This is a genomic window from Acinetobacter sp. IRS14 (assembly GCF_034650275.1).
In the GTDB taxonomy this organism is placed as follows: domain Bacteria; phylum Pseudomonadota; class Gammaproteobacteria; order Pseudomonadales; family Moraxellaceae; genus Acinetobacter; species Acinetobacter oleivorans.
Genome location: NZ_JAOVFN010000008.1, coordinates 1 through 23,921, shown reverse-complemented (window position 1 = coordinate 23,921; position 23,921 = coordinate 1). Strand labels below are relative to the sequence as shown.

Annotated in this window: 22 protein-coding genes; 16 read left to right on the top strand and 6 right to left on the bottom strand. The window is 37.0% G+C overall.

Features of this window, described 5'->3' with window-relative positions; genetic code table 11:
• Positions 1-4: 4 nt before the first annotated feature.
• The 4 genes from clpS to ODQ17_RS09575 all read left to right on the top strand — a co-directional run bounded on the left by clpS (position 5) and on the right by ODQ17_RS09575 (position 4,550).
• A complete protein-coding gene (gene clpS / locus ODQ17_RS09590; RefSeq protein ID WP_002121129.1) occupies positions 5-418 on the top strand; it encodes an ATP-dependent Clp protease adapter ClpS in 414 nt (137 codons plus the stop codon).
• A gap of 9 nt (positions 419-427) precedes the next feature.
• On the top strand, positions 428-2,704 hold the full coding sequence (clpA, locus tag ODQ17_RS09585) for an ATP-dependent Clp protease ATP-binding subunit ClpA (RefSeq protein ID WP_005306114.1): 2,277 nt from the start codon (positions 428-430) through the stop codon (positions 2,702-2,704).
• 3 nt (positions 2,705-2,707) lie between these two features.
• On the top strand, positions 2,708-3,070 hold the full coding sequence (locus ODQ17_RS09580; protein WP_322903196.1) for a YnfA family protein: 363 nt from the start codon (positions 2,708-2,710) through the stop codon (positions 3,068-3,070).
• Between the two features lie 424 nt (positions 3,071-3,494).
• Complete coding sequence (locus tag ODQ17_RS09575; RefSeq protein ID WP_322903194.1) at positions 3,495-4,550, top strand: 3-deoxy-7-phosphoheptulonate synthase; 1,056 nt, start codon at positions 3,495-3,497, stop codon at positions 4,548-4,550.
• A 46-nt stretch (positions 4,551-4,596) separates the two neighbouring features.
• Here ODQ17_RS09575 and ODQ17_RS09570 read toward each other — a convergent pair whose 3' ends face one another.
• On the bottom strand, positions 4,597-5,514 hold the full coding sequence (locus ODQ17_RS09570; RefSeq protein ID WP_005306106.1) for an alpha/beta fold hydrolase: 918 nt from the start codon (positions 5,512-5,514) through the stop codon (positions 4,597-4,599).
• A 2-nt stretch (positions 5,515-5,516) separates the two neighbouring features.
• Positions 5,517-6,077, bottom strand: coding sequence for a PadR family transcriptional regulator (locus ODQ17_RS09565; RefSeq protein WP_322903192.1), 561 nt, complete (start codon positions 6,075-6,077; stop codon positions 5,517-5,519).
• A gap of 135 nt (positions 6,078-6,212) precedes the next feature.
• Here ODQ17_RS09565 and ODQ17_RS09560 point away from each other — a divergent pair, with 135 nt between their 5' ends.
• From ODQ17_RS09560 to ODQ17_RS09545, 4 genes are all read left to right on the top strand, one after another.
• Positions 6,213-8,237, top strand: a complete 2,025-nt coding sequence (locus ODQ17_RS09560; RefSeq protein ID WP_192834579.1) for an NADPH-dependent 2,4-dienoyl-CoA reductase — start codon at positions 6,213-6,215, stop codon at positions 8,235-8,237.
• Positions 8,238-8,307: 70 nt separating this feature from the next.
• Positions 8,308-8,715 (top strand): nuclear transport factor 2 family protein, encoded by a 408-nt coding sequence (locus ODQ17_RS09555; protein ID WP_013197653.1) that lies wholly within the window; start codon positions 8,308-8,310, stop codon positions 8,713-8,715.
• A 38-nt stretch (positions 8,716-8,753) separates the two neighbouring features.
• Positions 8,754-9,470 carry an SGNH/GDSL hydrolase family protein gene (locus ODQ17_RS09550; protein ID WP_322903190.1) on the top strand — a complete coding sequence of 239 codons (717 nt, stop codon included), beginning with the start codon at positions 8,754-8,756 and terminating at the stop codon, positions 9,468-9,470.
• 19 nt (positions 9,471-9,489) lie between these two features.
• Entirely contained in the window at positions 9,490-10,584 is a 1,095-nt protein-coding gene (locus tag ODQ17_RS09545; protein ID WP_252059355.1) for a YheT family hydrolase, read from the top strand.
• 63 nt (positions 10,585-10,647) lie between these two features.
• On the opposite strand, the gene ODQ17_RS09540 is transcribed toward ODQ17_RS09545, so the two are convergent.
• Both ODQ17_RS09540 and ODQ17_RS09535 read right to left on the bottom strand, forming a co-directional pair.
• Positions 10,648-11,493, bottom strand: a complete 846-nt coding sequence (locus ODQ17_RS09540; RefSeq protein ID WP_322903187.1) for a metal-dependent hydrolase — start codon at positions 11,491-11,493, stop codon at positions 10,648-10,650.
• Positions 11,494-11,737: 244 nt separating this feature from the next.
• Positions 11,738-12,211: an internalin gene (locus ODQ17_RS09535; RefSeq protein WP_322903184.1), complete on the bottom strand. Its 474-nt coding sequence runs from the start codon at positions 12,209-12,211 to the stop codon at positions 11,738-11,740.
• A gap of 223 nt (positions 12,212-12,434) precedes the next feature.
• On the opposite strand from ODQ17_RS09535, the gene ODQ17_RS09530 reads away from it, so the two are divergent.
• The 3 genes from ODQ17_RS09530 (at position 12,435) to eno (ending at position 16,311) form a co-directional block, all read left to right on the top strand.
• A complete protein-coding gene (locus tag ODQ17_RS09530) occupies positions 12,435-14,072 on the top strand; it encodes a CTP synthase (RefSeq protein ID WP_004792002.1) in 1,638 nt (545 codons plus the stop codon).
• Positions 14,073-14,102: 30 nt separating this feature from the next.
• The gene (gene kdsA / locus ODQ17_RS09525; RefSeq protein WP_003652054.1) at positions 14,103-14,960 is read left to right on the top strand and encodes a 3-deoxy-8-phosphooctulonate synthase; all 858 of its coding nucleotides are present in this window, start codon (positions 14,103-14,105) and stop codon (positions 14,958-14,960) included.
• 61 nt (positions 14,961-15,021) lie between these two features.
• The gene (eno, locus tag ODQ17_RS09520; protein WP_322903182.1) at positions 15,022-16,311 is read left to right on the top strand and encodes a phosphopyruvate hydratase; all 1,290 of its coding nucleotides are present in this window, start codon (positions 15,022-15,024) and stop codon (positions 16,309-16,311) included.
• Positions 16,312-16,386: 75 nt separating this feature from the next.
• On the opposite strand, the gene ODQ17_RS09515 is transcribed toward eno, so the two are convergent.
• Complete coding sequence (locus ODQ17_RS09515; RefSeq protein ID WP_322903351.1) at positions 16,387-17,064, bottom strand: DUF421 domain-containing protein; 678 nt, start codon at positions 17,062-17,064, stop codon at positions 16,387-16,389.
• Between the two features lie 339 nt (positions 17,065-17,403).
• On the opposite strand from ODQ17_RS09515, the gene ODQ17_RS09510 reads away from it, so the two are divergent.
• Positions 17,404-17,781, top strand: coding sequence for a hypothetical protein (locus tag ODQ17_RS09510; RefSeq protein WP_322903349.1), 378 nt, complete (start codon positions 17,404-17,406; stop codon positions 17,779-17,781).
• 23 nt (positions 17,782-17,804) lie between these two features.
• Here ODQ17_RS09510 and ODQ17_RS09505 read toward each other — a convergent pair whose 3' ends face one another.
• Positions 17,805-18,485, bottom strand: coding sequence for a hypothetical protein (locus ODQ17_RS09505; protein WP_322903180.1), 681 nt, complete (start codon positions 18,483-18,485; stop codon positions 17,805-17,807).
• Positions 18,486-18,909: 424 nt separating this feature from the next.
• Between ODQ17_RS09505 and ODQ17_RS09500 the strand changes: the two genes are divergently transcribed.
• From ODQ17_RS09500 to ispD, 4 genes are all read left to right on the top strand, one after another.
• Positions 18,910-21,087 carry a TonB-dependent siderophore receptor gene (locus ODQ17_RS09500; protein WP_336624781.1) on the top strand — a complete coding sequence of 726 codons (2,178 nt, stop codon included), beginning with the start codon at positions 18,910-18,912 and terminating at the stop codon, positions 21,085-21,087.
• 146 nt (positions 21,088-21,233) lie between these two features.
• Positions 21,234-22,187: a bifunctional helix-turn-helix transcriptional regulator/GNAT family N-acetyltransferase gene (locus ODQ17_RS09495; protein WP_322903345.1), complete on the top strand. Its 954-nt coding sequence runs from the start codon at positions 21,234-21,236 to the stop codon at positions 22,185-22,187.
• Positions 22,188-22,454: 267 nt separating this feature from the next.
• The gene (gene ftsB, locus ODQ17_RS09490; RefSeq protein WP_004643028.1) at positions 22,455-22,844 is read left to right on the top strand and encodes a cell division protein FtsB; all 390 of its coding nucleotides are present in this window, start codon (positions 22,455-22,457) and stop codon (positions 22,842-22,844) included.
• On the top strand, positions 22,810-23,526 hold the full coding sequence (gene ispD / locus ODQ17_RS09485; RefSeq protein ID WP_322903177.1) for a 2-C-methyl-D-erythritol 4-phosphate cytidylyltransferase: 717 nt from the start codon (positions 22,810-22,812) through the stop codon (positions 23,524-23,526). Before ftsB ends, ispD begins: the two co-directional genes overlap by 35 nt.
• The last annotated feature ends 395 nt before the right edge of the window (positions 23,527-23,921 follow it).

Sequence of the window (23,921 nt, the reverse complement as noted above, 5' to 3'; positions counted from 1 at the left end):
TCCTATGCGAACAAATAAGCGTCAAACAAACTTAAAAGATATTAAGGCTTCTTTTCAGCAGTCTGGTTATGTCGATTGGCACTTCCATCCACGCTTAAGTGATTCGCAAAACGAAGATCATGACGGAGAGGTTGTTGTACAAACAGCACCTCCTGAACTCAAGCGTCCGCCATTGTATGCAGTCGTATTAATGAATGACGATTACACGCCGATGGACTTTGTAATTGAAATTTTACAACAATACTTTGCAATGAATCTTGACCAAGCAACTCAAGTAATGCTAACAGTACACTATGAAGGTAAAGGTATTGCTGGGGTATATCCAAGAGACATCGCGGAGACCAAAGCAAACCTTGTTAATAATTACGCTCGATCGCAAGGTCATCCATTACTTTGCCAGATTGAGCCTAAAGCATAAGGGGGTTACATGCTCAGTCGTCAATTAGAAGTATCATTACGTTTGGCTGTTAGCATGGCTCGTCAAAAGAGACATGAGTTTCTTACAGTTGAACATTTATTATTAGCACTACTCGACAACGATTCGGCCGTGAATGCTTTAAAAGCATGTGGGGCTGATATAGTTTCTTTACGTAAAGAATTAGAAGAATATGTAGAACAACATACTCCTAAGCTTGGCGAAAATAGCGAGCAAGCGCCTCATCCAACAGAAAGTTTCGACCGCATTTTGCAACGTGCTATTTTCCACGTGCAATCAAGTGGCGGCGATCGTACTGTTGAAGGTGCAGATGTTTTGGTCGCAATGTATTCAGAGCGTGATTCTTTTGCTGTGTATTTGCTTAAACGTCATCAAATCAATCGATTAACATTGACTCAATACTTGTCTCATGGGACACGTAAAGATGAAGTGCAAGTTGAAGAAGAAGTTGAAGATATTGAGGGTGAAACTAGCGCGGGCAATGCAGGACCATTAGAGCTTTATACGCTGAACTTAAATGTTGAAGCGCAAAAAGGCAAAACTGATCCACTTATTGGCCGTGAAAAAGAAATTGAACGTACAGCTCAAATTCTGTGCCGCCGTCGCAAAAATAACCCATTGCTTGTCGGTGATCCGGGCGTTGGTAAAACCTCGATTGCTGAAGGTTTAGCATGGTTAATTGTGAATGGTAAGGCACCTAAACCTTTAAGTCAGGCTGAAGTCTATAGCTTAGATATTGGTGCATTAGTTGCTGGGACCAAATATCGCGGTGACTTTGAAAAACGTTTAAAACAATTGCTTAATGCTTTGAAGAAAAATCCAAATGCGATTTTATTCATTGATGAAATTCATATGATCATTGGCGCAGGCTCAAGTATGGGCAGCACAATGGATGCTTCGAATTTGATCAAACCGGCTTTGGCTAATGGTACTTTACGTTGTATCGGTTCAACGACGTTCCAAGAATATCGTCAGGTTTTTGAAAAAGATCATGCGTTATCACGTCGTTTCCAGAAAATTGACGTCAATGAGCCAAGTATTGCTGAAACAATTGATATTTTGCGTGGTTTAAAATCTAAATTTGAAGATTTCCACCACGTACAATATGACGATAAGGCATTGGTATCAGCTGTAGAGCTTTCTGCTAAATTCATTAATGATCGTTTCTTGCCAGATAAGGCAATTGATGTGATTGACGAAGCTGGTGCTCAGCGTCGTTTGAAAGCTGAAAGCGATGATAGTTTGATTACGGTAGAGAATATCGAAGATATCGTTTCTAAGATTGCTCGTATTCCGCCTAAAACTGTTTCTAAAGACGATAAGTCAGTGCTTGAAAATCTTGAGCGTGATTTAAAACGCGTTGTGTTTGGTCAAGACGAGGCGATTACCGCTTTAGGCTCAGCGATCAAGTTGTCTCGTGCTGGGTTGAAATCACCAGATAAGCCTGTGGGTAGTTTTGTTTTTGCTGGACCAACAGGTGTCGGTAAAACCGAAGTGACTAAGCAACTTGCGAAGCTGTTAGGTGTTGAGCTTGTGCGTTTCGATATGTCTGAATATATGGAACGTCATGCAGTTTCACGTTTGATTGGTGCACCTCCGGGTTATGTGGGTTATGACCAAGGTGGGCTATTAACTGATGCGATTCACAAGAACCCACACTGTGTTTTATTGCTAGATGAAATTGAGAAAGCACATCCAGATGTGTTTAATCTGTTGCTACAAATCATGGATCATGGTGCTTTAACGGATAACAACGGACGTAAGTCAGACTTTAGAAACGTTATTATTGTCCTGACTACGAATATTGGAGCAGAAAGCATTTCTCGTGCGAGTATTGGTTTTACTGAACAAGATCATAGTTCTGATAACCAAGAAGCAATGAAACGTGCTTTCTCACCAGAGTTCCGTAACCGTCTAGATAGTGTTATCCAATTCAAGTCATTACCAACAACTGTGATTGAGTCTGTGGTTGATAAATTCTTAACAGAATTACAAGCACAACTAGATGACAAACAAGTTGTACTTGATGTGGATCAAAGTGCTCGTGATTGGTTGGCAACAAATGGTTATGACCGCTTGATGGGCGCACGTCCAATGCAACGCCTCATTCAAGAACACTTGAAGAAACCACTAGCTGAAATGATTCTGTTTGGCGAACTTGCAGATCATGGTGGTAATGTGGCTGTATCAGTGAAAAATGAAGATGGCAAAGCTGTCGGCTTAAAACTTGAAGTTTTTGAAGATCATCATACGGCAGAACCAGCGTAACTTATGTTAATTGATAGTCTTGCTATAACCCGAATACTGAGCGTATTCGGGTTATTTATTGTCACAGCAATTGCTGAAATTCTTGGTTGTTATTTCCCTTATCTGATTTTAAGAGAAGGCAAGTCTGCTTGGCTGTGGCTACCTACAGCTTTAAGTCTGGCTGTCTTTGTATGGCTGCTGACTTTACATCCAGCGGCTTCTGGGCGCATTTATGCTGCATATGGCGGTATTTATATTTTTACTGCTCTCATGTGGTTGCGTTTTGTGGATCAGGTCGGATTAACAAGATGGGATATATTGGGTGGTCTAATCGTGCTTTGTGGAGCTGGCTTAATTATTTTACAACCTCAAGGGCTGATTCGTTAATACAATGAGTGAATCAAATCTTAAGCGTGAAAATAAGAAGTTTTTTCTAAAAAAAGACTTGTCAAAGCTCTCAACAATGCGTATTTTAGATTTAAGGAACATTTTTTAATATTTGAGATAAAGATGTTAAATCTATCTGTGAACACTAACGCTTATTATTACTTTTGGCAATTTAGATAGTTGCCTGAGCGTATTCGGGCATGAGAAAGTTGCCCATCACAGTTAATACCTGATCGGCAACCCCGATCAGGTTTTTTTATGCTTTATCTTTTTTGATTTGAGGAACTTAAAATGAACAACATGACTTATTCGTACTTTAGCAACTTTTATTGGTTTTACTTTTGCTTACCTTTACCAACGAATAGATCCAAAACGCTCAAATAAATGATCGGACTGAATAGATTGCAGTCCCAAGGAAAAACCAATGAATGCCCTAAATACTTTATTGACACAAAGCAATACAAAAGAAACACCAGTTAGTTTACCTGTCCAGTTAAAAGCAAAATATCCGCTTGCACACTCTTTCGTGCGTCAAATTGCCGAACATCGCCAAACTATTCAAAATATTCTTAACGGCAACGATCCTCGGTTAATGGTAATAACAGGGCCTTGTTCAATTCATGATCCGGTTGCAGTACTTGAATACGCTGAAAGATTGCAAAGATTACAAGAAAAAGTAAAAGATCAGATTTTTATCGTGATGCGTGCATACATTGAAAAACCTCGTACAACTGTGGGTTGGAAAGGTTTCATGTACGATCCAAATTTAGATGGTTCATCAAATTTACAACTTGGTTTAGAAAAGTCTCGCGAACTTTACCTACAAATTATTGAAAAGGGTTTGCCCATTGCGAGTGAAATTTTAAGCCCAATGGCAACTGGTTATTTTGATGATTTATTGGCTTGGGGCGCAATTGGTGCTCGTACCAGCGAGTCTCAGATTCACCGTGAAATCTCAAGCCACATGCTATATAGCATTGGTTTCAAGAATGGTACGGATGGTTCAATTCAGATTGCATTAGATGCAATTCAGTCAGCACAAAATGAGCATCAATTTTTAGGAATGAATCAACAAGGCTTACCTTCAGTGATTCAGAGCGCTGGTAATCCATTACCCCACTTGATTTTGCGCGGAGCAAATCATGGACCAAATTACGATTTAGCTTCAATTCAGGCAATACGAGAAAAACACAAACAAAATCTTCCTGCATTAGTCATTGACTGTAGTCATGGTAACAGCAGTAAAGATCCGTTGCGTCAGCCAGAAGTTTTACAGCAAATCGTTGCTGAACGTTTAAAAACCCAAGTAAAGGGTGTCATGATTGAAAGTCATTTGGTTGATGGTAGCCAAAAGATTTCTTGTGATATGACTTATGGGCAGTCAGTAACTGATGGTTGTTTAGGTTGGGAAAAAACTGAGCAACTTTTGTTAAGTGTTTCTGAGCAACTAAAAGTGAAAGAGTTAGCTCATTCTGCTTAATCATTTTTCGACTATAAAGGGATCTACGAATAGATCCCTTTATTTTTTAAGAAGCATGTTTTAGTTCTGATAAGAATGTAGTGATTTCATGCCCAAATTTTTTCGGCTCGGTTAATAAGGGGGTATGGCCTGAGCGCTCAAAATATATTGCTTTTGCGTGTTCAACACTATGGGCAATAAGTGTCTGTCCGGTTTCTGGATAAAGCGTCGAGTTGCGACCAATAAAGAAGGTGGTTGGGCATTGTAACTGTTGAATGGCTTCACGATAATCTTCATTGTGATAAAGATAATTTTCGACATACCAAAACAAGTAATCTAGACGTTGAATTGGTAATAAATATTTTTGTAAAAAAGGCTGTTTGAGCGCTGTTTTAAAAACTAAAGGGCTAAATGGATTGCTACTTTGTAACTCAATAAAATCTACCCAAAGACGAACCAGTTCTTGTCGATCAGGAAGCGATAATTCATAAAGATATTTAGCATTTTTGTGCTTTGATAATAATTGATAGATATCATTTAATAATTGTTTGAACTGGGGATGTAGAGGGCCGAATAGGCCATATTCCCATGTTGAATCCACAGATATTTTTGGTGTTTGATCGATATGCAAATAGGCTTTTAATTGCTGCGCCAGATGAGCATGCTTCATACCATGCATGGCCGTTGTAGCACCCATTGAATAACCCATCAAGATAAAGTTATCGAGTTTTAATTGTTCTATTAAATGGGCGACATCTTGCCAGTGACTAGAAATTGCATCTTGTTCAGGGATTGCACAGTTCTTTGACCCCCCAAAACCACGCCAATCTGGAATGATAAACTCATAATCTTTACGGTTTGCATAAATAAAAGGAAGCCATTGCCAGCTTTGCATGCCAAGACCAGATAAAACCAAAACTGGTTCACCACGACCAACACGACGAACAAATAAATTTTCCCGATCGGGCATGGTGTAATATGGCATGACTATTCTCCGGTTACGCTATTTTGGGCAAAGCGTTTTAATTGAGGGATGACTTGTTCCAACCATTTAATCCATTCACTTTCCATCGTAATCCCAAGTTCTAAGATCATTTTGTGAATGTATAACACACGGTTATCTAGATCATCGTTGTCTTTAAAATCCTTATCATAAATACTTTGATAAAGTTTCAGTTTCTCTTGATGTAAACCAAGATGTCTTAACAGCTCAGGTAATATCTGATTATTGCTCAATTGTGCTTCAGCACGCAATCTAACCATTAAATCATCACGAAGCTGTGCGGGTTCACTTTGTTGTGTCATCCATGAAGCTAGTTCAATACGCCCCAATTGTTCAACTTGATAGGTTTTTTTTCGACTATTTTCCATTTCATTTTCTAACGTTGAAACCCAACCTTTTTTTAGCATGTGGTTGAGTTCACGATAAATTTGCTGATGGGTAGCATTCCAGAAAAAACCAATTGAACGATCAAACCGGCGGGCAAGTTCGAACCCTGTACTTGGTCGTTCAAGCAAACTGGTTAATAAAACATGAGGAAGTGACATGGCAATCCGGTTTGTAAGCAAAAGTAAAGTGTGACTGATGAGATTATGCAACATGTTGCATAAAAGTCAAAATTTGATTATAAATTAATGCAACAAGTTGCATTAGCAAGCTTATTGCTAGCCAAAGGAGAAAATATGTCAGCTTATCCGCATTTATTGAAGCCACTTGATTTAGGCTTTACTACTTTAAAAAACCGTGTGCTTATGGGGTCTATGCATATTGGTTTAGAAGAAGCACCACAGGGATATGAACGCATGGCTGCGTTTTATGCTGAGCGTGCAAAAGGTGATGTGGGGCTGATTGTAACTGGCGGTGTTTCTCCGAATGATGATGGTGTTGTATTTAGCCATGGTACGAAGTTGGATACAGTTGAAGAAGCTGAAAAACATAAAGTGATTACCCAAGCTGTTCATGAAGCTGGGGGTAAAATTGCTATGCAGATTTTACATACTGGGCGTTATTCTTATCAGGCAAATAACGTTGCTCCTTCAGCAATTCAAGCACCAATTAACCCAATTAAGCCAAAAGCTTTAAGTTCTGCCGAAGTGCAGCAGACCATTGATGACTTTGCAAACTGCGCCAAACTTGCTCAGTATGCGGGTTATGATGGTGTGGAAATCATGGGTTCTGAAGGTTATTTAATTAATGAGTTCATTGCCGCACGTACGAATCATCGTGATGATGAATGGGGCGGTAGTTACGAAAACCGCATTCGTTTTCCTATTGAAATCGTAAAACGTACACGTGCTTTAGTGGGTGAAAACTTTATCATTATTTATCGTCTATCGATGCTTGATTTAGTTGAAGGTGGTTCAAGCATTGAAGAAGTGATTCAGCTTGCAAAAGAAATTGAAAAAGCAGGTGCAACTATTATTAATACAGGGATTGGCTGGCATGAGGCTCGCATCCCAACAATTGCGACCAAAGTTCCTCGTGCTGCATTTACGTGGGTTACTGAAAAACTTAAAGGTGAAGTCTCTATCCCTTTAGTTACTTCTAACCGAATTAATACTCCAGAAATGGCTGAACATGTATTGGCATCAGGTCATGCTGATATGGTGTCTATGGCACGCCCAATGCTAGCGGATGCTGAGTTTGTTTTAAAAGCAAGTGAAGGCCGTAGTGATGAAATTAATACATGTATTGGCTGTAACCAAGCATGTTTAGATCACATTTTCTCAATGAAAATTGCAACTTGTTTAGTGAACCCGCGTGCATGTTATGAAACTGAACTTATTTTTAAAGATGCACAAGTTCAAAAGAATATTGCTGTTATTGGTGCAGGGCCTGCCGGCTTAAGTTTTGCTGTATATGCAGCTGACCGTGGACATCAAGTTAAAATTTTTGAGGCTAGTCATCAAATTGGTGGCCAATTTAATATTGCAAAGACTGTTCCTGGAAAAGAAGAGTTTTATGAAACCTTACGCTACTTTGCTCGCCAAATTGAGTTACGACCAAACATTGAATTAATTTTGAATCATAAAGCAACTTATGAAGAGTTGAGCCAAGCAAATTTTGATGAAATTGTGGTTGCAACTGGTGTAACGCCTCGTCAATTACAATTTGAAGGTATTGATCATCCTAAAGTTCTCAGCTATTTACAAGTTTTAAAAGAACGTGTGCCAGTGGGACAACGTGTAGCCATTATTGGGGCAGGTGGTATTGGTTTTGATACGGCTGAATATCTCACTCACGAAGGTGAAAGTGGCAGTTTAAACCCAGAAAAGTTTTATGAAGAATGGGGAATTGACACTCAATATGAGCATGTAGGTGGTTTAAAACAGCCAAAAGTTGAGACTTCTGAACGAGAAATCTATTTACTGCAACGTAAGACTGCTGTTGTCGGTGCAGGTTTAGGTAAAACTACAGGATGGATTCATCGTGCAGGCCTTAAAAATCGCCAAGTTAAAATGCTTGCAGGCGTTCAATACAACAAAGTAGATGATCAGGGCTTACATATCACTATAGATGGGCAACCGAGTGTGCTTGAAGTTGATCATGTTGTGATTTGTGCGGGTCAAGAATCTTTCACTGCAATGTATGACCAATTAAAAACAGAAGGTAAAAATGTTCATTTAATTGGTGGTGCTAAAGAGGCTGGAGAATTAGATGCAAAACGTGCAATCCGTCAAGGTGCTGAACTAGCAGCAGTACTATAAGTTTTGTGGGGGCATTTTTTATACAGAAATGCCCCTAACTTTATTGGTTAAATTACAGGATAAAATAACAATGACACTTGAAACTACAAAACAGTCTTTAGAAAAATGGCATCACATGATTCAGGCAGGTAACTTGTCTGATCTAAATGATTTACTGGCAGATGACGTAGTTTTTCGTTCACCGGTTGCCTATAAACCTTACGAAGGAAAGCAGGTCGTTTTCTTCATTCTTACCAATGTCATCCAAGTGTTCGAAAACTTTACATATCATCGTGAGTTTTATACAGAAGATGGCGAGAATGTAGTGCTTGAGTTCAGCGCTAATGTCAGTGGTAAATCATTAAAAGGTATTGATATGATTCGTTTTAATGAACAAGGAAAAATTGTTGATTTTGAAGTAATGATTCGTCCAATGAGTGGCTTAGCTGCGCTGGCTGAACAAATGGGTATAAGAATTGCCAAGTTTCAACCACAATAATTTTAGTAAATAGCCTAAGTAAGATAGAGACTAATAGAATGTGGTTAAAACTTTCAACTTTAGCATTGTTGCCTGTACTTTTTGTGCAGGGAACAAAGGTTCGTAAGAATACACCACGCTTGCTAGAAGCCAGTGGTGAAAGAGAAGGCATGGTTGGCAAGGGCAGACCATTGTCTCTGCTTATTTTAGGAGACTCTGCCGCAGCGGGAGTTGGCGTTGAAACACAACAAGACGCTTTATCAGGCGCAATTATTTCTGAGTTACAAGATCAATATTTGATAAATTGGAAACTTCATGCAAAAACAGGTGATACTACTAAGCAGGTTTTTCAAGCTTTACAGTATTTAGAGCCGCAAAATTATGATGTTGTTGTTACATCTATTGGCGTTAATGATGTGACAAAATTAACGTCAGCAAATTCATGGATAAAACAACAAAAGCAATTATTTGAATATATACAAGCACGTTTTCAGCCTAAACTCATTATTGTTTCAGGCGTTCCGCCCATGCAACATTTTCCAGCTTTACCCAATCCATTGGCTTGGTTGTTTGGAAAATACGCGGAACAAATGAATCAAGTGTTATATAACTGGGTAGAAGCACAAAACCAATTTAGATTCATTCAATATGATATTAAAAGTTTTCAAGCTTTGAATCTGCCTATGGCAAGTGATGGCTTTCATCCAAGCAAAGAAATTTATGCAATTTGGGGACAGCAGGTTGCAGCATTAGTGCGGCAATCATTTAACTCATAATCAGAGGTCGTGATTGGATATGGGCATATCTACTTTAAATAAAATTAAAGCTTTCGGTTCAGAATTGTTTGACTCAGTACTCGGTGCTGAACAGCCAAAAATCTATTATGACCCACAAGGGAAAATTAAAGATGTTTTGGATAAGTTGCCCCAACTTAAGCAGAAATACCGTCCTACACCATGGTTAACTAACAATCATGTCCATCTTTTATATTTCGATATTATTAGAAAAAAAACCATCAAGCTTGAATATGACCGTATTGAGCAACTCAGTATGAAAGATGGGGGCGTAACTGCAATTGCATGGTATGGCTATAATCTTCCGAAAGATACTCCTACAGTGGTTATCATGCACACCATTACAGGAACACCTGAAAGTATGCGTGAATTGGTGAGAGATATTCATCAATATACAGGATGGAGAATAGCACTATGCTTACGCCGTGGGCATGCGGGTTTACCTATGCCTGTACCACAGATTTCTCTTTTCGGATCGACCAGTGATCTTAAAGAGCAGCTTACACATATTCAAAGTTTGTTTCCTGAATCGGATTTGTACGCAGTCGGGTCTTCTGCTGGCACAGGATTGTTAGTTCGTTATTTGGGTGAGCAAGGCTCTGACACACCATTTAAAGCGGCTTTTGCAATGTGTCCAGGCTACAACACGGAGATTGGCTTTAAAAATGTTCATCCGTTTTATAGCAAAATGATGACCAAAAAGTTATTTAAATATTTTATTCATCCTTATCAAAGTACATGGAATCAGATTGCTTCTTTAGAAAAAGTTCTTGCAACGACGAGTCTCGAAGAGTTTGAAAAAGAATACTTTGAAATGGCAGGCTTTCAGGACTATCAAAGTTATTGTCAGGCAATTAATCCAATTTATGTATTTGAAAATGTCAAAATTCCATTAATGATTCTTAATGCTGAAGATGATCCAGTATGCTCTATTAAAAATTTAGAGCCTTATAAAGAAACTATTCAGCAAATGAGTAATATTGCAGTGGTAACCACTAAAAAGGGAAGTCATTGTGGTTTTTACGAAGGTTGGAAAAGTACTTCATGGGCAGCCAAATTAATATCGAATTATTTTATGGTTGATCATAAAAAGTGACGGTATTGCCGTAATTGATTACATAAAGCCCATTCAATAGATGGGCTTTATGGTTTTATTGGATCAGGATAAAAGCAATTTCGGATCTTTCAGTTCAATTTTGATTTTGGTACTAGCAACGAGGTCTTTCTCGTCAGTTTGGTTGGGATGAAAATCAAATCGATAATAGTCAAAAAATTTAGGAATCAATGTTCTATATTGCTTATTAGCAAAACTAAAGAACTTACGCCAAGATTTAAAATTAAGTAGTTGGCGATCTCGGTTCATAAGAACGAATTGATAGACTGTTGAGAAGCCAGTAATTAAAAATAAACTTAAAGTGAAGACGGTAATACGTGGCAGATATGCGCTTAGCCCACTTCCATACAAGTGTTCATAAAGATCAAAGGCCACAGCTTTATGCTCAGTTTCTTCAATACTATGCCATAACCATAAGTTACGAATAGTTGTGTCTGTCATCAGTTCATTAACAGACTGCATCATGCTTACTACAAGTACAGCGGTGTAGTGTTCAAGGCCTACTGTTACAAGCAGGTTCCATTTTTTACTAAAAACTTTTTCAATACTCTTTAAAACAATACCAGTTACTTTTTCTAAAGATTCTGGATCTAAACCATGTTGTTGTGCACTCACATGAAAAGCATGATGTTCTTTAGAATGCATTGCTTCTTGACCAATAAAAGCACTAATTTCACGATCTAAAAGTTCATTCGACTTTGCTTTTGCGCGTAATGCTCTAACTGAACGAACAAAATATGATTCACCTTCGGGGAACAATGTAGATAAACCCGTAAAATAATGTGTAAAAGTGGGTTCGTTATTACACCAATAGCGAGGTACATTTTCAAAATTATAGTCCATACGACGGACTGGAAATGAGGCAGGCACGCGATTCGATACGGTATTCATTTTAAGCTCCAATCTTCTTTTAATTAGAGTTCCAAAAAGGAACTTGATTAAAAATTACATCTCAGAATAGGGAACGTCAATGCTTTTTCAAGTGAAAGGGGTAGGTTGTCCTAAATTGATATCTAGAAAAACTTTAAAGACAAATTGGAATAAAAAAAGTAAAACTGATGAGTGAGTTGATAATTTTAATAATAATTAAAAAGCCCAAATCAAGTGTTTAATTTGGGCATATTCATACGAGAACTTAGTTTTTAAGCGCTGGTGTAGCAGCAGCAATTGCAGCGGCAACAGCATCATCTTCAGTTTGAGATGGTTCTGCTGGCTTAGCAGGTTTAGACTGAGCTTTCTCAGGCTTAGGTTCTGCTTTTGGCTCAGGTTTAGGTTCTGGCTTAGGCTTCGGCTCTGCTTTAGGTTGTTCAGAAACAGTTGTTTGTGAATTTTGCTCAGAATGGGCAGGACGAGTTTCACGGCGAATTTCAGTTGTAGTATTCGCTGTTTCTTCGTGATGAACTTCGACTTGCGTTGGTTCCTGAGTTTGAGCTTCTTCAGTTTTAACACTTTCTAAAGACTCAAATTTTGCAGGTTCATCAGGTTTAGGTTCCGAAACAGCTGTTTCAACCTTTTCTTGCTCTTCTTCTGGTGTTTCTTTTTTGACGCATGCGGTTAACAATAGTCCAGCCGCAATAGCAGCACAGATTAAAAGTTTTTTATTTGCCATTGTCCTAAACAACATTTAATTGAGGAGCTCGCATTATAACAGCAAAAGAGAATGAAAAAATCATGTGAGATTGACCTAATTTTTTATTAAAAATGCTGATAGAATAGCCAGTTGTTTAATGATCTTTGAATTGGTGCGGTTTGACTTTGCTTTATAGGGGCAGAGTACAGTAAAATTGCCCAACATTGTAGGCCGATTTCGGCTTGATTGTACGAGAAACTTAATGACCCATTTTATTTTTGTTACTGGTGGTGTGGTTTCATCGCTAGGTAAAGGTATTTCTGCTGCTTCAGTTGCTGCACTTTTGGAAGCCCGTGGCTTAAAAGTCACAATGGTTAAAATGGATCCTTACATTAATGTCGATCCGGGGACAATGAGTCCTTTCCAACATGGTGAAGTTTTTGTCACAGAGGATGGTGCCGAAACTGATCTAGACTTGGGTTATTACGAACGTTTCTTACGTCGTGCGAAAATGACCAAATTGAATAACTTTACTAGTGGCCGTGTTTATCAAGATGTTTTAAATAAAGAACGTCGTGGTGACTACTTAGGCGGTACGGTTCAAGTTATTCCACATATTACTGACAATATTAAAGAACGCGTACTTCGCGCAGGTGAAGGTTACGACGTTGCAATCGTTGAGATTGGCGGTACGGTTGGTGATATCGAATCACTTCCATTTATGGAATCAGTTCGTCAGTTAATGGTTGAGCTTGGTCATAAACGTACCATGCTTATGCATTTAACTTTGTTGCCATATATTAAATCGGCAGCAGAGCTTAAGACGAAACCAACTCAGCATTCTGTAAAAGAATTACTTTCAATTGGTATTCAGCCAGATATCTTAATCTGCCGTACTGAATATGATGTAGATGTTGATACTAAACGCAAAATTGCATTGTTCACTAACGTGGAAGCGCGTGCCGTTGTGGTATGTAAAGATGCGAAAACGATTTATCAAATTCCACGTACGTTCTATGAACAAAACGTTGATGACTTGATCTGTGAGCGTTTTGGATTTAATGATCTTCCAGAAGCAAACCTAGAAGATTGGGACAATGTAGTCGAAGCATTACTCAATCCTGAATACACTTTACGTGTAGCTATGGTTGGTAAATATGTTGAATTACCAGATGCTTATAAATCTGTTAATGAAGCATTATTGCATGCAGGCATCAAAAACCGTGTGAAAGTACAGATTGACTATGTCAATGCTGAAGAGCTTGAAAGCCAAGACGTTTCTATTTTGCAAACTGCTGACGCAATCTTAGTCCCAGGTGGCTTTGGTGAACGTGGTACTGAAGGCAAAATGAAAGCTATTCAATATGCACGTGAAAACAAAGTTCCATTCTTAGGTATTTGTTTAGGCATGCAATTGGCTGTAATCGAATATGCACGCCATGTTGCTGCAATGCCAGAAGCATCTTCTACAGAGTTTAACCGTTCTACCAAGTATCCATTGATTGGTTTAATTACTGAATGGTTAGATGAGCGTGGCGAGTTACAACAACGCAGCGTAGAGTCTGATTTAGGTGGAACTATGCGTTTGGGTGCACAAAAATCTGAATTGGTTGAAGGCACTAAAACACGTGAAGTTTATGGTAAAGCAGAAATTACTGAGCGTCATCGTCACCGTTATGAAATGAATAACCGTTTCATTGAGGCGATTGAACAAGCTGGTATGAAGATTTCTGGTTACTCTTCTGCCCAACATTTGGTTGAAACTGTAGAAATTCCTGAACATCCTTGGTTTATTGCTGTACAATTCCACCCGGAATTTACAAGTTCACCACGTGATGGACATCCATTATTTGCTAGTTTTATTGACGCTGCGAAAACACAGCATCAAAAAAGTAAATAATGCGATTTTAAATAAACTGGGAAAGTTTAAATGTCACAATTAAAACCACAAGAAGTTGTACGTTTAGGCGATATACAAATGGCAAATCATTTGCCATTTGTATTATTTGGCGGAATGAACGTACTTGAATCAAAAGACTTAGCTTTCGAAATTGCAGAAACTTATGTTGATATCTGCAAACGCTTAGATATTCCTTATGTATTTAAAGCGAGTTTCGATAAAGCAAATCGTTCTAGTCTGCATTCGTTCCGTGGTCCTGGACTTGAAAAAGGTATTGAATGGTTAGGCGATATTAAAAAACATTTTAATGTTCCTATCATTACCGATGTTCATGAGCCACACCAAGCTGAAGCAGTTGCAGAAGTAGCTGATATTATTCAGTTACCGGCTTTCTTAAGTCGCCAAACTGATCTTGTTGAAGCGATGGCAAAAACACAGGCTATTATTAACATTAAGAAAGCTCAGTTTTTGGCACCTCATGAAATGCGTCATATCCTGAATAAATGTTTAGAAGCAGGAAACGATAAACTAATTCTTTGTGAACGTGGTTCAGCATTTGGCTATAACAACCTCGTTGTAGACATGCTTGGCTTTGACATCATGAAAGAAATGAATGTTCCTGTTTTCTTCGATGTAACACATGCGTTGCAAACTCCTGGTGGTCGTGCTGACTCGGCAGGTGGTCGTCGTGCTCAAATTACAACTTTAGCACGCGCTGGAATGGCAACAGGCTTGGCTGGATTGTTCTTGGAAGGTCATCCAGACCCAGAACATGCAAAATGCGATGGACCTTGTGCATTACGCATGTCGCAGCTTGAGCCATTCTTGGCACAAATAAAAGAATTGGATACTTTGGTTAAAGGATTCAAAAAGTTAGACACCCATTGAGTTTTTACTCATTTACGCTGCTTTAATCGCAGCTCATATTCATTCAACAGAGGAATTGTTCATGAGCCAAATCGTTGACATCCGTGCACGTGAAATTTTGGACTCTCGTGGTAACCCAACCATCGAAGCAGACGTAATTTTAGAATCTGGGGTTGTTGGTCGTGCATGTGCACCATCTGGTGCTTCAACTGGTTCTCGTGAAGCTTTAGAACTACGTGACGGTGATAAATCACGTTACTTAGGTAAAGGTGTTAAAACTGCGGTTAACAACGTAAACACGATTATCCGTGACGCTTTAGTGGGCAAATCAGTATTTGAACAAAAAGACATCGATAATGCGATGATCGAACTTGATGGTACTGAAAATAAAGAAAAATTGGGTGCAAATGCAACTTTGGCTGTGTCACTAGCTGTTGCACGCGCTGCTGCTGATGAAAAGAAAATTCCTCTTTTCCAATACATCGCTGACTTACGTGGTCAAACGATTTTGACTATGCCTGTACCAATGATGAACATCATCAATGGTGGTTCACATGCAGACAACAACGTTGATATTCAAGAGTTTATGATTGAGCCAGTAGGCTTCACTTCATTTGCTGAAGCATTACGTGCTGGTGCTGAAATCTTCCATTCACTAAAATCAGTTTTAAACAAAAAGGGTTTAAACACTGCTGTAGGTGATGAAGGTGGTTTTGCACCAAACTTGCGTTCAAATGAAGAAGCAATCACTGTTATTCTTGAAGCTATCGGTCAAACTGGTTACAAAGCTGGTTCTGATATTATGTTAGCGCTTGACTGTGCATCTTCAGAATTCTACAAAAATGGTCAATATGTTCTTGCGGGTGAAGGCAATAAAGCATTCACAAGCAACCAGTTCTCTGACTATTTAGCAGGCCTTGTAAATCAATATCCAATTATCTCAATTGAAGATGGTTTAGATGAATCAGATTGGGAAGGTTGGTCTTACTTGACATCTATCCTTGGTGACAAAATCCAATTAGTTGGTGATGACTTGTTCGTTACAAACCCTAAGATTTTACAACGTGGTATTAATGAGAAAGTAGGTAACTCTATCTTAATCAAATACAACCAAATTGGTACGTTGACTGAAACTCTTGATGCAATTTACCTTGCTAAAGAAAATGGTTATACAACTGTAATTTCTCATCGTTCTGGTGAAACTGAAGATTCAACTATTGCTGACTTAGCAGTAGGTACAGCAGCTGGTCAAATTAAGACTGGTTCACTTTGCCGTTCTGACCGTGTTTCTAAGTACAACCAATTACTTCGTATTGAAGAATTGACTAAAGCTGCTTACCGCGGTAAAGCTGAGTTTAAAGGTTTAAACTAATCTTTAAATAAAAAGTTAAAATTAGTTTTTAACATTTTAAGGTGCTATTTTTAATAAAAAATAGCACCTTTTTTATTATCCTAGACGACGAGTTTTTAACGACTTAGCCCAACTATGGTGTTTGCAACGAGAACATTCTTGATCGAGTGTATTTATAATTTTCGTTTCACCACATTTCATACATGAATAAAAAGTATTAATTTTAAGTACGTCAGCTTTGCAATAAGCATCTGGGAATAGGGGGAGTCCCCATTTTACCTCTTCATCTTCATAGTAAAGTAAACTCAAGATACCGTCAGACTCTAATAAGGCTGTTCTCACTTGGCCTAGATGTTCAACATTTTGTTGGCGCATCTCTGAGAAAAACTCATCATGTGAATATGATTGTTTCTGGAAATCTTTGTAAACTAAAAGTCCATCTTTGACTACGCAGAGAGCTCTTCCTTCTAATAGGTCTTCAATTTTCTTATGTTTCACCATCGCCCAAGTTACAAGGCGGTAAAGAAAAAGAATAACGATAAATGCGACAAAAGCATGTGCGATAGGTAAATCCTTAGTAAACATTGGATCGCCAGCTGCGGAACCTAAGCATAAAATAATTGCGAGTTCAAAAAGGGAAAGTTGGCGAATACCACGCTTACCTGATAGTCTTAAAAAACTAATAATAATGATAAACATGAAGAAACATCGAACCAAAATTTCCAAAATAAAGGGCCAAGTTGTGTCACCTATGAAAATATTAAAAAAATCCATTTTTTTCTCCCTTTTAATAGGTGGATGAGGTCTTTCTAAAATTCTTAGCAAATTAAAAATAGAAAAAATATATTTTTTAAGTAGTTGTTGGTTAAAAATTCGAACTTTATGTGTTTTTGTATAAATTCTACTATTAAAAATATTCATTAAAATAAACATATGGTTGAAGCTTCAATCTTAGAAGTAACACTAAGAAAAAAATGATTGTTAAAGTTATTAAATAAAATAAAAAATTTAATCTGTATTGGCTAAATTTAGCCTCTCAATTTTTATAATGTTTGGTCTTAATATGTATATGATATATTTTAATATTATTGTATTTTAAGTGAATTTTATATGATGAGAAAGCAATATCATTTTAGAAAAGTTGAAAATGATACTTATATTTGGGATGTAGATAATTTAGTAGTATTAACTAGAAGTTTTAAAGTAAAAGAAATTTTGCTATCAGAAATAAAAGAATTAAATGAACCCTACTGGTATCCAGATTCTCATCCCACTACTCAAGATATCATTGATCATATGATATTAATTCAAGAAGCAGATTTATCTTATCCAATAATACTATGTTCACAAGGGAGAATAATGGATGGTATGCATAGGGTAGGAAAAGCGAAAATTTTAGGTGAGGTTAAAATACGTGCTGTACAATTTGATAAAGACCCTCAACCAGATTATATCAATGTTGATGAGGATGAACTGAGCTACGATGATTAGTTATAAATAATTGCGAATATGACTCAGTGGCAATCAGGACTGTAGGGAATAGCGTCTAAACGTTTTTGAAAAACATTTGGATTCAGTATATTTTCATACATTTGTTGATATGTTCGTTTATGATCTTCAATGTGATGATAGTCAACGATTTCTTGAAGTTTATCTTTATATTCTATATGACCCGCATGAAACATCGCTGCATAATGGCCCCACAGTGCATATTGATATCGTATGGCTGCCTTTGGAATTAAATTTATTTCGTTTAAATAGCTATGAGCTGTTTTTTCGTAACATGCTTTTATTTCATGAGCATCTTTTTTCATTTTTCTTAAGAAAATACATTGCATCTCTTGTAGTTGTGAACTATCTGTTTTATTTAAAATTTTTTCGGTAACTATATATGCGTCTTTAAGGCAACCTAAGTGAATAAGTACCTTGCGTTTGGTTTTTAAAATATCTAAATTATTATCATTAGAGGGAATTTTTTTTAATAAGTTCTTAAATTTTATATGGGAAGTATCTTGGGGCTGTCCAGCTTTTAGACTGTAAACAATATCATTATATTCAAATATATAAGGGGTAGCAGGTGTATATTGTTTATGATTGCTCTCCATATTAATTATTTTTGAAGGGCTATCATCAGTAGGGTGATCACAAGCGCTTAAACCTAAGCTTACTAAAGAAAACGCTAAAATTTTGTGCACTACAGTTTATACCTTTATTCTCTTTCATGAGATTTATGAAGAATAATAAAATATAAAAGAAAATACTGTGTAGTTTTTTATTTCTCATGTTCATGAGCAGTTCAACAGTCAATTTGAATTTGAAAATTGGTTTATATATTTTTGAATCAATAATATAAAACCATGGTTTCAGCACTATGATTGAGCAAGATCAATATTTAATCTGTTAGAAATCCAAATTTTGATGTGTGGATAGCGATTCTTTAATGCAATGATGGATTAGCAATTTAAATTAAACAAATAAGAATAATTATTAACTTAAAGTTGATAACAATTATCATTCGTGTTAATTTTTGTGCCGAACTTTTACTACTGTGTAACAAGGAACAAGGTAGTGGAAGGCTAAAAATATGGTTCAGCACATTGGTTATTATGGAATTTTCTTATGTACAATTCGCCCTTTAGAAAAGCATTTAGAGTTCATCCTTTAGCAATTTCTATGGCTTTAACGGTACCTTCATTTGTTTATGCAGAACAAACCGAAACAACCACTTTAGCAACGATAAAAGTACAAGCAGAACAAGAAAATCCGGCCGTTACTGAAGGTTCCGGGAGCTATACAGCAAAAAGCACAAATACTTCTACAAAATTAAATTTATCTCTTCGTGAAACTCCTCAATCGGTCAAAGTTTTAACCCGTGAATATTTAGATGATCGAAAAATCGATTCCTTTCAAGATTTAATGAATAATATTACGGGTGTTTCAACCTCACGTACCGATGAACGTCAAAGAGTTTATGCACGTGGTTTTGAGGTGGATTATTACTTAATTGATGGAATACCTAGTACTACAAACTTAGGCACTGGAGATTTAGATTTAGATATTTATGATCGTGTCGAAGTTGTAAAGGGTGCCAATGGACTAACCACAGGTGCGGGAAACCCAGCGATGGCCCTGAACATGATTCGGAAACATGCAAATTCAAAAGAACTCACTGGTAATGTCAGCACATCTTTAGGCTCGTGGAACTCTTGGAGTAGCTCAGCAGATGTTTCCACGCCACTTAATGCAGATGGATCATTGCGTGGCCGAATGTTTGTAAAACATTCTGATGAAAAATCATTTATGGATTTCTATGAGAAAGAACGCAATGTATTTTATGGTGCGGTTGATTATGACTTAAGTGATAAAACAAGCATGTCGCTTGGTGCAACTTATCAAGAGTTACATCGTGATGGTATTCGTTGGGGCGGTACACCTGCTTTTTACACTGATGGGACTCGTACCAATTTTTCCAGAAGCTTAACAGTAAGTGCACCTTGGACTTATTGGGATGTGAATACAACGGCAGTATTTGCAAATTTAAAACAGAATTTATTTAATGACGTTAATTTAAATATTGCTTATACCTTCCGTAAAGAAGATACAGCTTCTATGTTGCTATATACAGCTGGAAAAGTAGACAAGGCAACTAATACCAGTCCATTAAAAAATGAAGAGGGTAAGGATAATGTCTCAGTATATGGCGCAAAAGCTGCAAATGAAGAAAACAATATTGATGTTTTTATCAATGCTCCATTTACGCTATTTAATCGTCCGCAAGAAATCATTATTGGTGGATCGTGGAATAAGAATGAAAAGACAAAAGATATTTTTGGTGGATCTAACACAAACCAAGACATTGAAAAATATTTAGGTGGACCACTTAATTATAATGATATGGCTCAAGAGTTGCTTCAGCCTGTTGTTTTAAACGGTAAAAATGCGCTAAATGAAACCACACAAACTGCCGCTTATATTGCTGGTAAATTCCAGATTCTGGATCCTTTGAAAATTATTGCTGGTGCACGTTTATCTAACTGGGAATATAAGTCTGAAAATGATAAAGGTAACCGTGAATTTAACAATGAATTAGCACCATATGTTGGCGCTATTTATGATTTTGCCCAAGATCATTCTGTGTATGCGAGTTATACAGAAATTTTTAAACCTCAAGAACGTAAAGATATAAATGATCAATATATAGATCCGATTACTGGTAAGAGTTATGAGGCTGGTTTAAAGAGTGAATGGTTTGGAGGGCGTTTAAATACAGCATTGTCAGTATTCCGAATAGAACAATCTAATTTTGCTGAATCGATACCGGGAGTATTTATTGTCCGTAATGGTACACAAACTACAGAGCAGGCCTATCGCGCTGTAGATGGGGTTAAAAGTAAAGGTTTTGAGTTTGAAGCTGACGGTGAGATTAATGACAATTGGGGTATTAACTTTGGTATTGCTAATTTTGAAGCAAAAGATGCACAAGGCACAAAGGTTAATACGACAAACTCTCGAACAACCTCGAATCTATTTGTTAAGTACAAACTTGATCAATGGAGTGCAGGGCTTGGTTTAAATTATAAGAGTAAATACTATACGGGAAGTGGAAGCTCTCGTATTGAGCAAGATGCATATGTTTTAGCAAGTGCGATGCTTGGCTATCAAGTGGATAAAAATATCAAACTTCAATTGAATATCGATAATATTTTTGATGAAAAATATTATGAAGGTATTGGTGCTAACTCGATGAATTGGGGCACACCACGAAATGCAACGTTGAGTGTTCGTCATAATTTCTGATTCAAAATCACATAAATAACTGATTTATAAAAGTCCTTGAAAGAGGGCTTTTATTCTTTTTAAGCTCGTTTTAAAAGAGAAGAAAATCTTGACTTCTTTTTTATAAATATGGTTGTATTGTGCAACTATATGTTGAGTGTGCAGTGATGATTGATCAAAAAATTATTGATGAAATCCGTAGTTCATCTCGAATCATGGTTCGTGAATTAGGTTTTATGAGTTCAACTCTTGCTGCCACTGATTATTCTCCGTCAGCTGTTCATTCTTTACTTGAACTTGAAAATAGAGGTTCTTTAACCGCTGTACAATTAGGACAGCTTTTAGGCTTAGAGAAATCGAGTGTGAGTAGAATGTTGCTTAAACTCATTAAGGCTGGTGAGATTAAAGAGGAGCAAGATAAGAGTGATGCCAGACTAAAAGTGATTAAACTCACACCGAAAGGAGTGGATACTGTAAGAAAAATTAATAATTATGGAGAAATGCGAGTTATTCAAGCTATTGAAAAATTAAACTCCTCTAAACAACTTGTTATTGCTCAAGGTTTGACAACCTATGCTGAATCTTTAGTAGACTGTCGAGATAATAAAGATCTTATAGATAACAATACTATTGAAATTGTGAGTGGCTACCGCGCAGGTATGATTGGCAGAATCGCAGAAATGCATGGTACTTATTATTATGAAAATTATAATTTTGGACCTTTTTTTGAAGGAAAAGTGGCTACCAATTTAGCTGAGTTCTCTAACCGTCTTTATAAAGACTCTAATAATATTTGGTTGGCAATAAAAAATAATAAAATTGTGGGTTCTGTTGCGATTGATGGTGAAGATTTAGGGAATAACGAGGCTCATCTTCGGTGGTTTATTTTAAGTGACGATTGTCGAGGACAGGGCATCGGCAAAAAGCTATTAAAAGAAGCAATAAACTTTTGTGATCAAAAGCAATTCTCTACTGTTCAATTATGGACATTTAGTGGCCTTAGCGCCGCAAGAAAACTTTATGAAACTTTTGGTTTTAAACTTACGAATGAATGGGAGGGAGACCAATGGGGCAACACCATGTTAGAGCAACAATTTACACGGGTAAATAATGGAAATTAACCATAAGCTTTTCTCAACATAAATTTCTCATACTTAGAATGATTTTTTGTGGGTAGATTGATTTATAAACAGTTGTACTTATAAATATTATTTCCCTTTCAAATTCTATTCATTTTTGACAAAATGAAACATGTCACAATGGTCAATTAAAGTAATATGCCCATTAATAATTTTGCTTAAATTTTTGCAGGAATTGCGCATGCTACTTGTTAATTACTATACAATACAATCTCTTAACGAAAGTTTTTAATTAAAAATCTTAATGATATGTTAGAAGTATTTCGATCCACTTCAAGCAAACTGATATTGCTACTTGTTATTGTTTTAGTAGCTATCCTGCAATATCAATTTTGGTTAGGTGAGGGTGGCTATATCCCTCATCAAGCTCTCATGCAACAAATTCAGCAACAAGCTGAGGTAAATGAAGAGCTTAAAGAACGAAACCGTATTTTGGCAGCAGAGGTTTTTGACCTGAAAAATGGTACAGAAGCAATAGAAGAACATGCCCGCCTTGATCTTGGTTTGGTTAAACCTCACGAGACATTTGTTCAAATGAGTACGATCAGTACCCATTACAAACCTATTTATATTGACCCGAACGCTAAAGTTGATTTGGAAACGAATGAGACACCTGCATCCCCAGATATCCCAGACTAAATTGTGGGCAGTGATTCCAGCTGCAGGATCAGGAAGTCGTTTTTCTAAAACTGAATTGAAGCAGTATCAATATATTCAGAATAGGACTGTTTTAGAACATACGATTGGCCGTATAAGCCAACTTCCATTAAATGGTTATGTTTTGGCAATTGGTTCACAAGATACCTTTGCTCAGACTCTAGTATTTCAAAATATAGATAAGGCGCATTTTTGCATTGGTGGAGCTGAGCGAGTCCATTCAGTTTTAAATGCGTTAAATCATCTTTTAAATTTTGCCGATGAAAATGATTGGGTTCTTGTGCATGATGCGGCTCGCCCTTGTGTAACCATTGATTGTTTAAATGCACTTGTGGCAAATGCAATTGAATCAAATGAGAGTGCTATTTTAGCAATTCCTGTTCGTGACACTTTAAAGCAGGTTAATTCAGCCAATCAAATTGATAAAACAGTCAGTCGAGATTTATTATGGCAAGCTCAAACGCCTCAAATTACTAAAATCGGTAAACTAAAAAAAGCAATTGAACATGCTTTAGAAAATGATGTCACTATTACCGATGAGGCAAGTGCACTCGAGTATATGGGTGAAACTGTACAGGTCGTAATGGGTCGTTCGGATAATATAAAAATTACCTATCCCGATGATTTAGAACTTGCACGTTTGATTCTACAATCTCAGTCTTAATTCTTTTATTTTTAACTTGCTTGGATGATTTGCCCATCTCAGCAAGTTTTCTACATATCTATTTATAACCACCCATATTCTTTTACATTGATAAGTTTTAGGATTTATCAAGATCGGACAACTATACTAGATAATGTTCGATCATCGAACAAAAAATATTTATACCGAACAAAACCATGGTTTGATAACTAGATCAAATTACAAAAATTATCAAGAATGTTTAAAAGGAAATCTAAGGGAAACACTCGGGATTGAGTGAAATATCTATCTGTTCATTCTGCCTCTGTGTGCCTAAATCTCTTATCTATTCCTTCCTGAATGAGCACAATGGAGTTGTCTAATGATTGACAAAAGTAAGTCCTCTCTTAGCGAGGTACTATCGCAGATTAAAGATG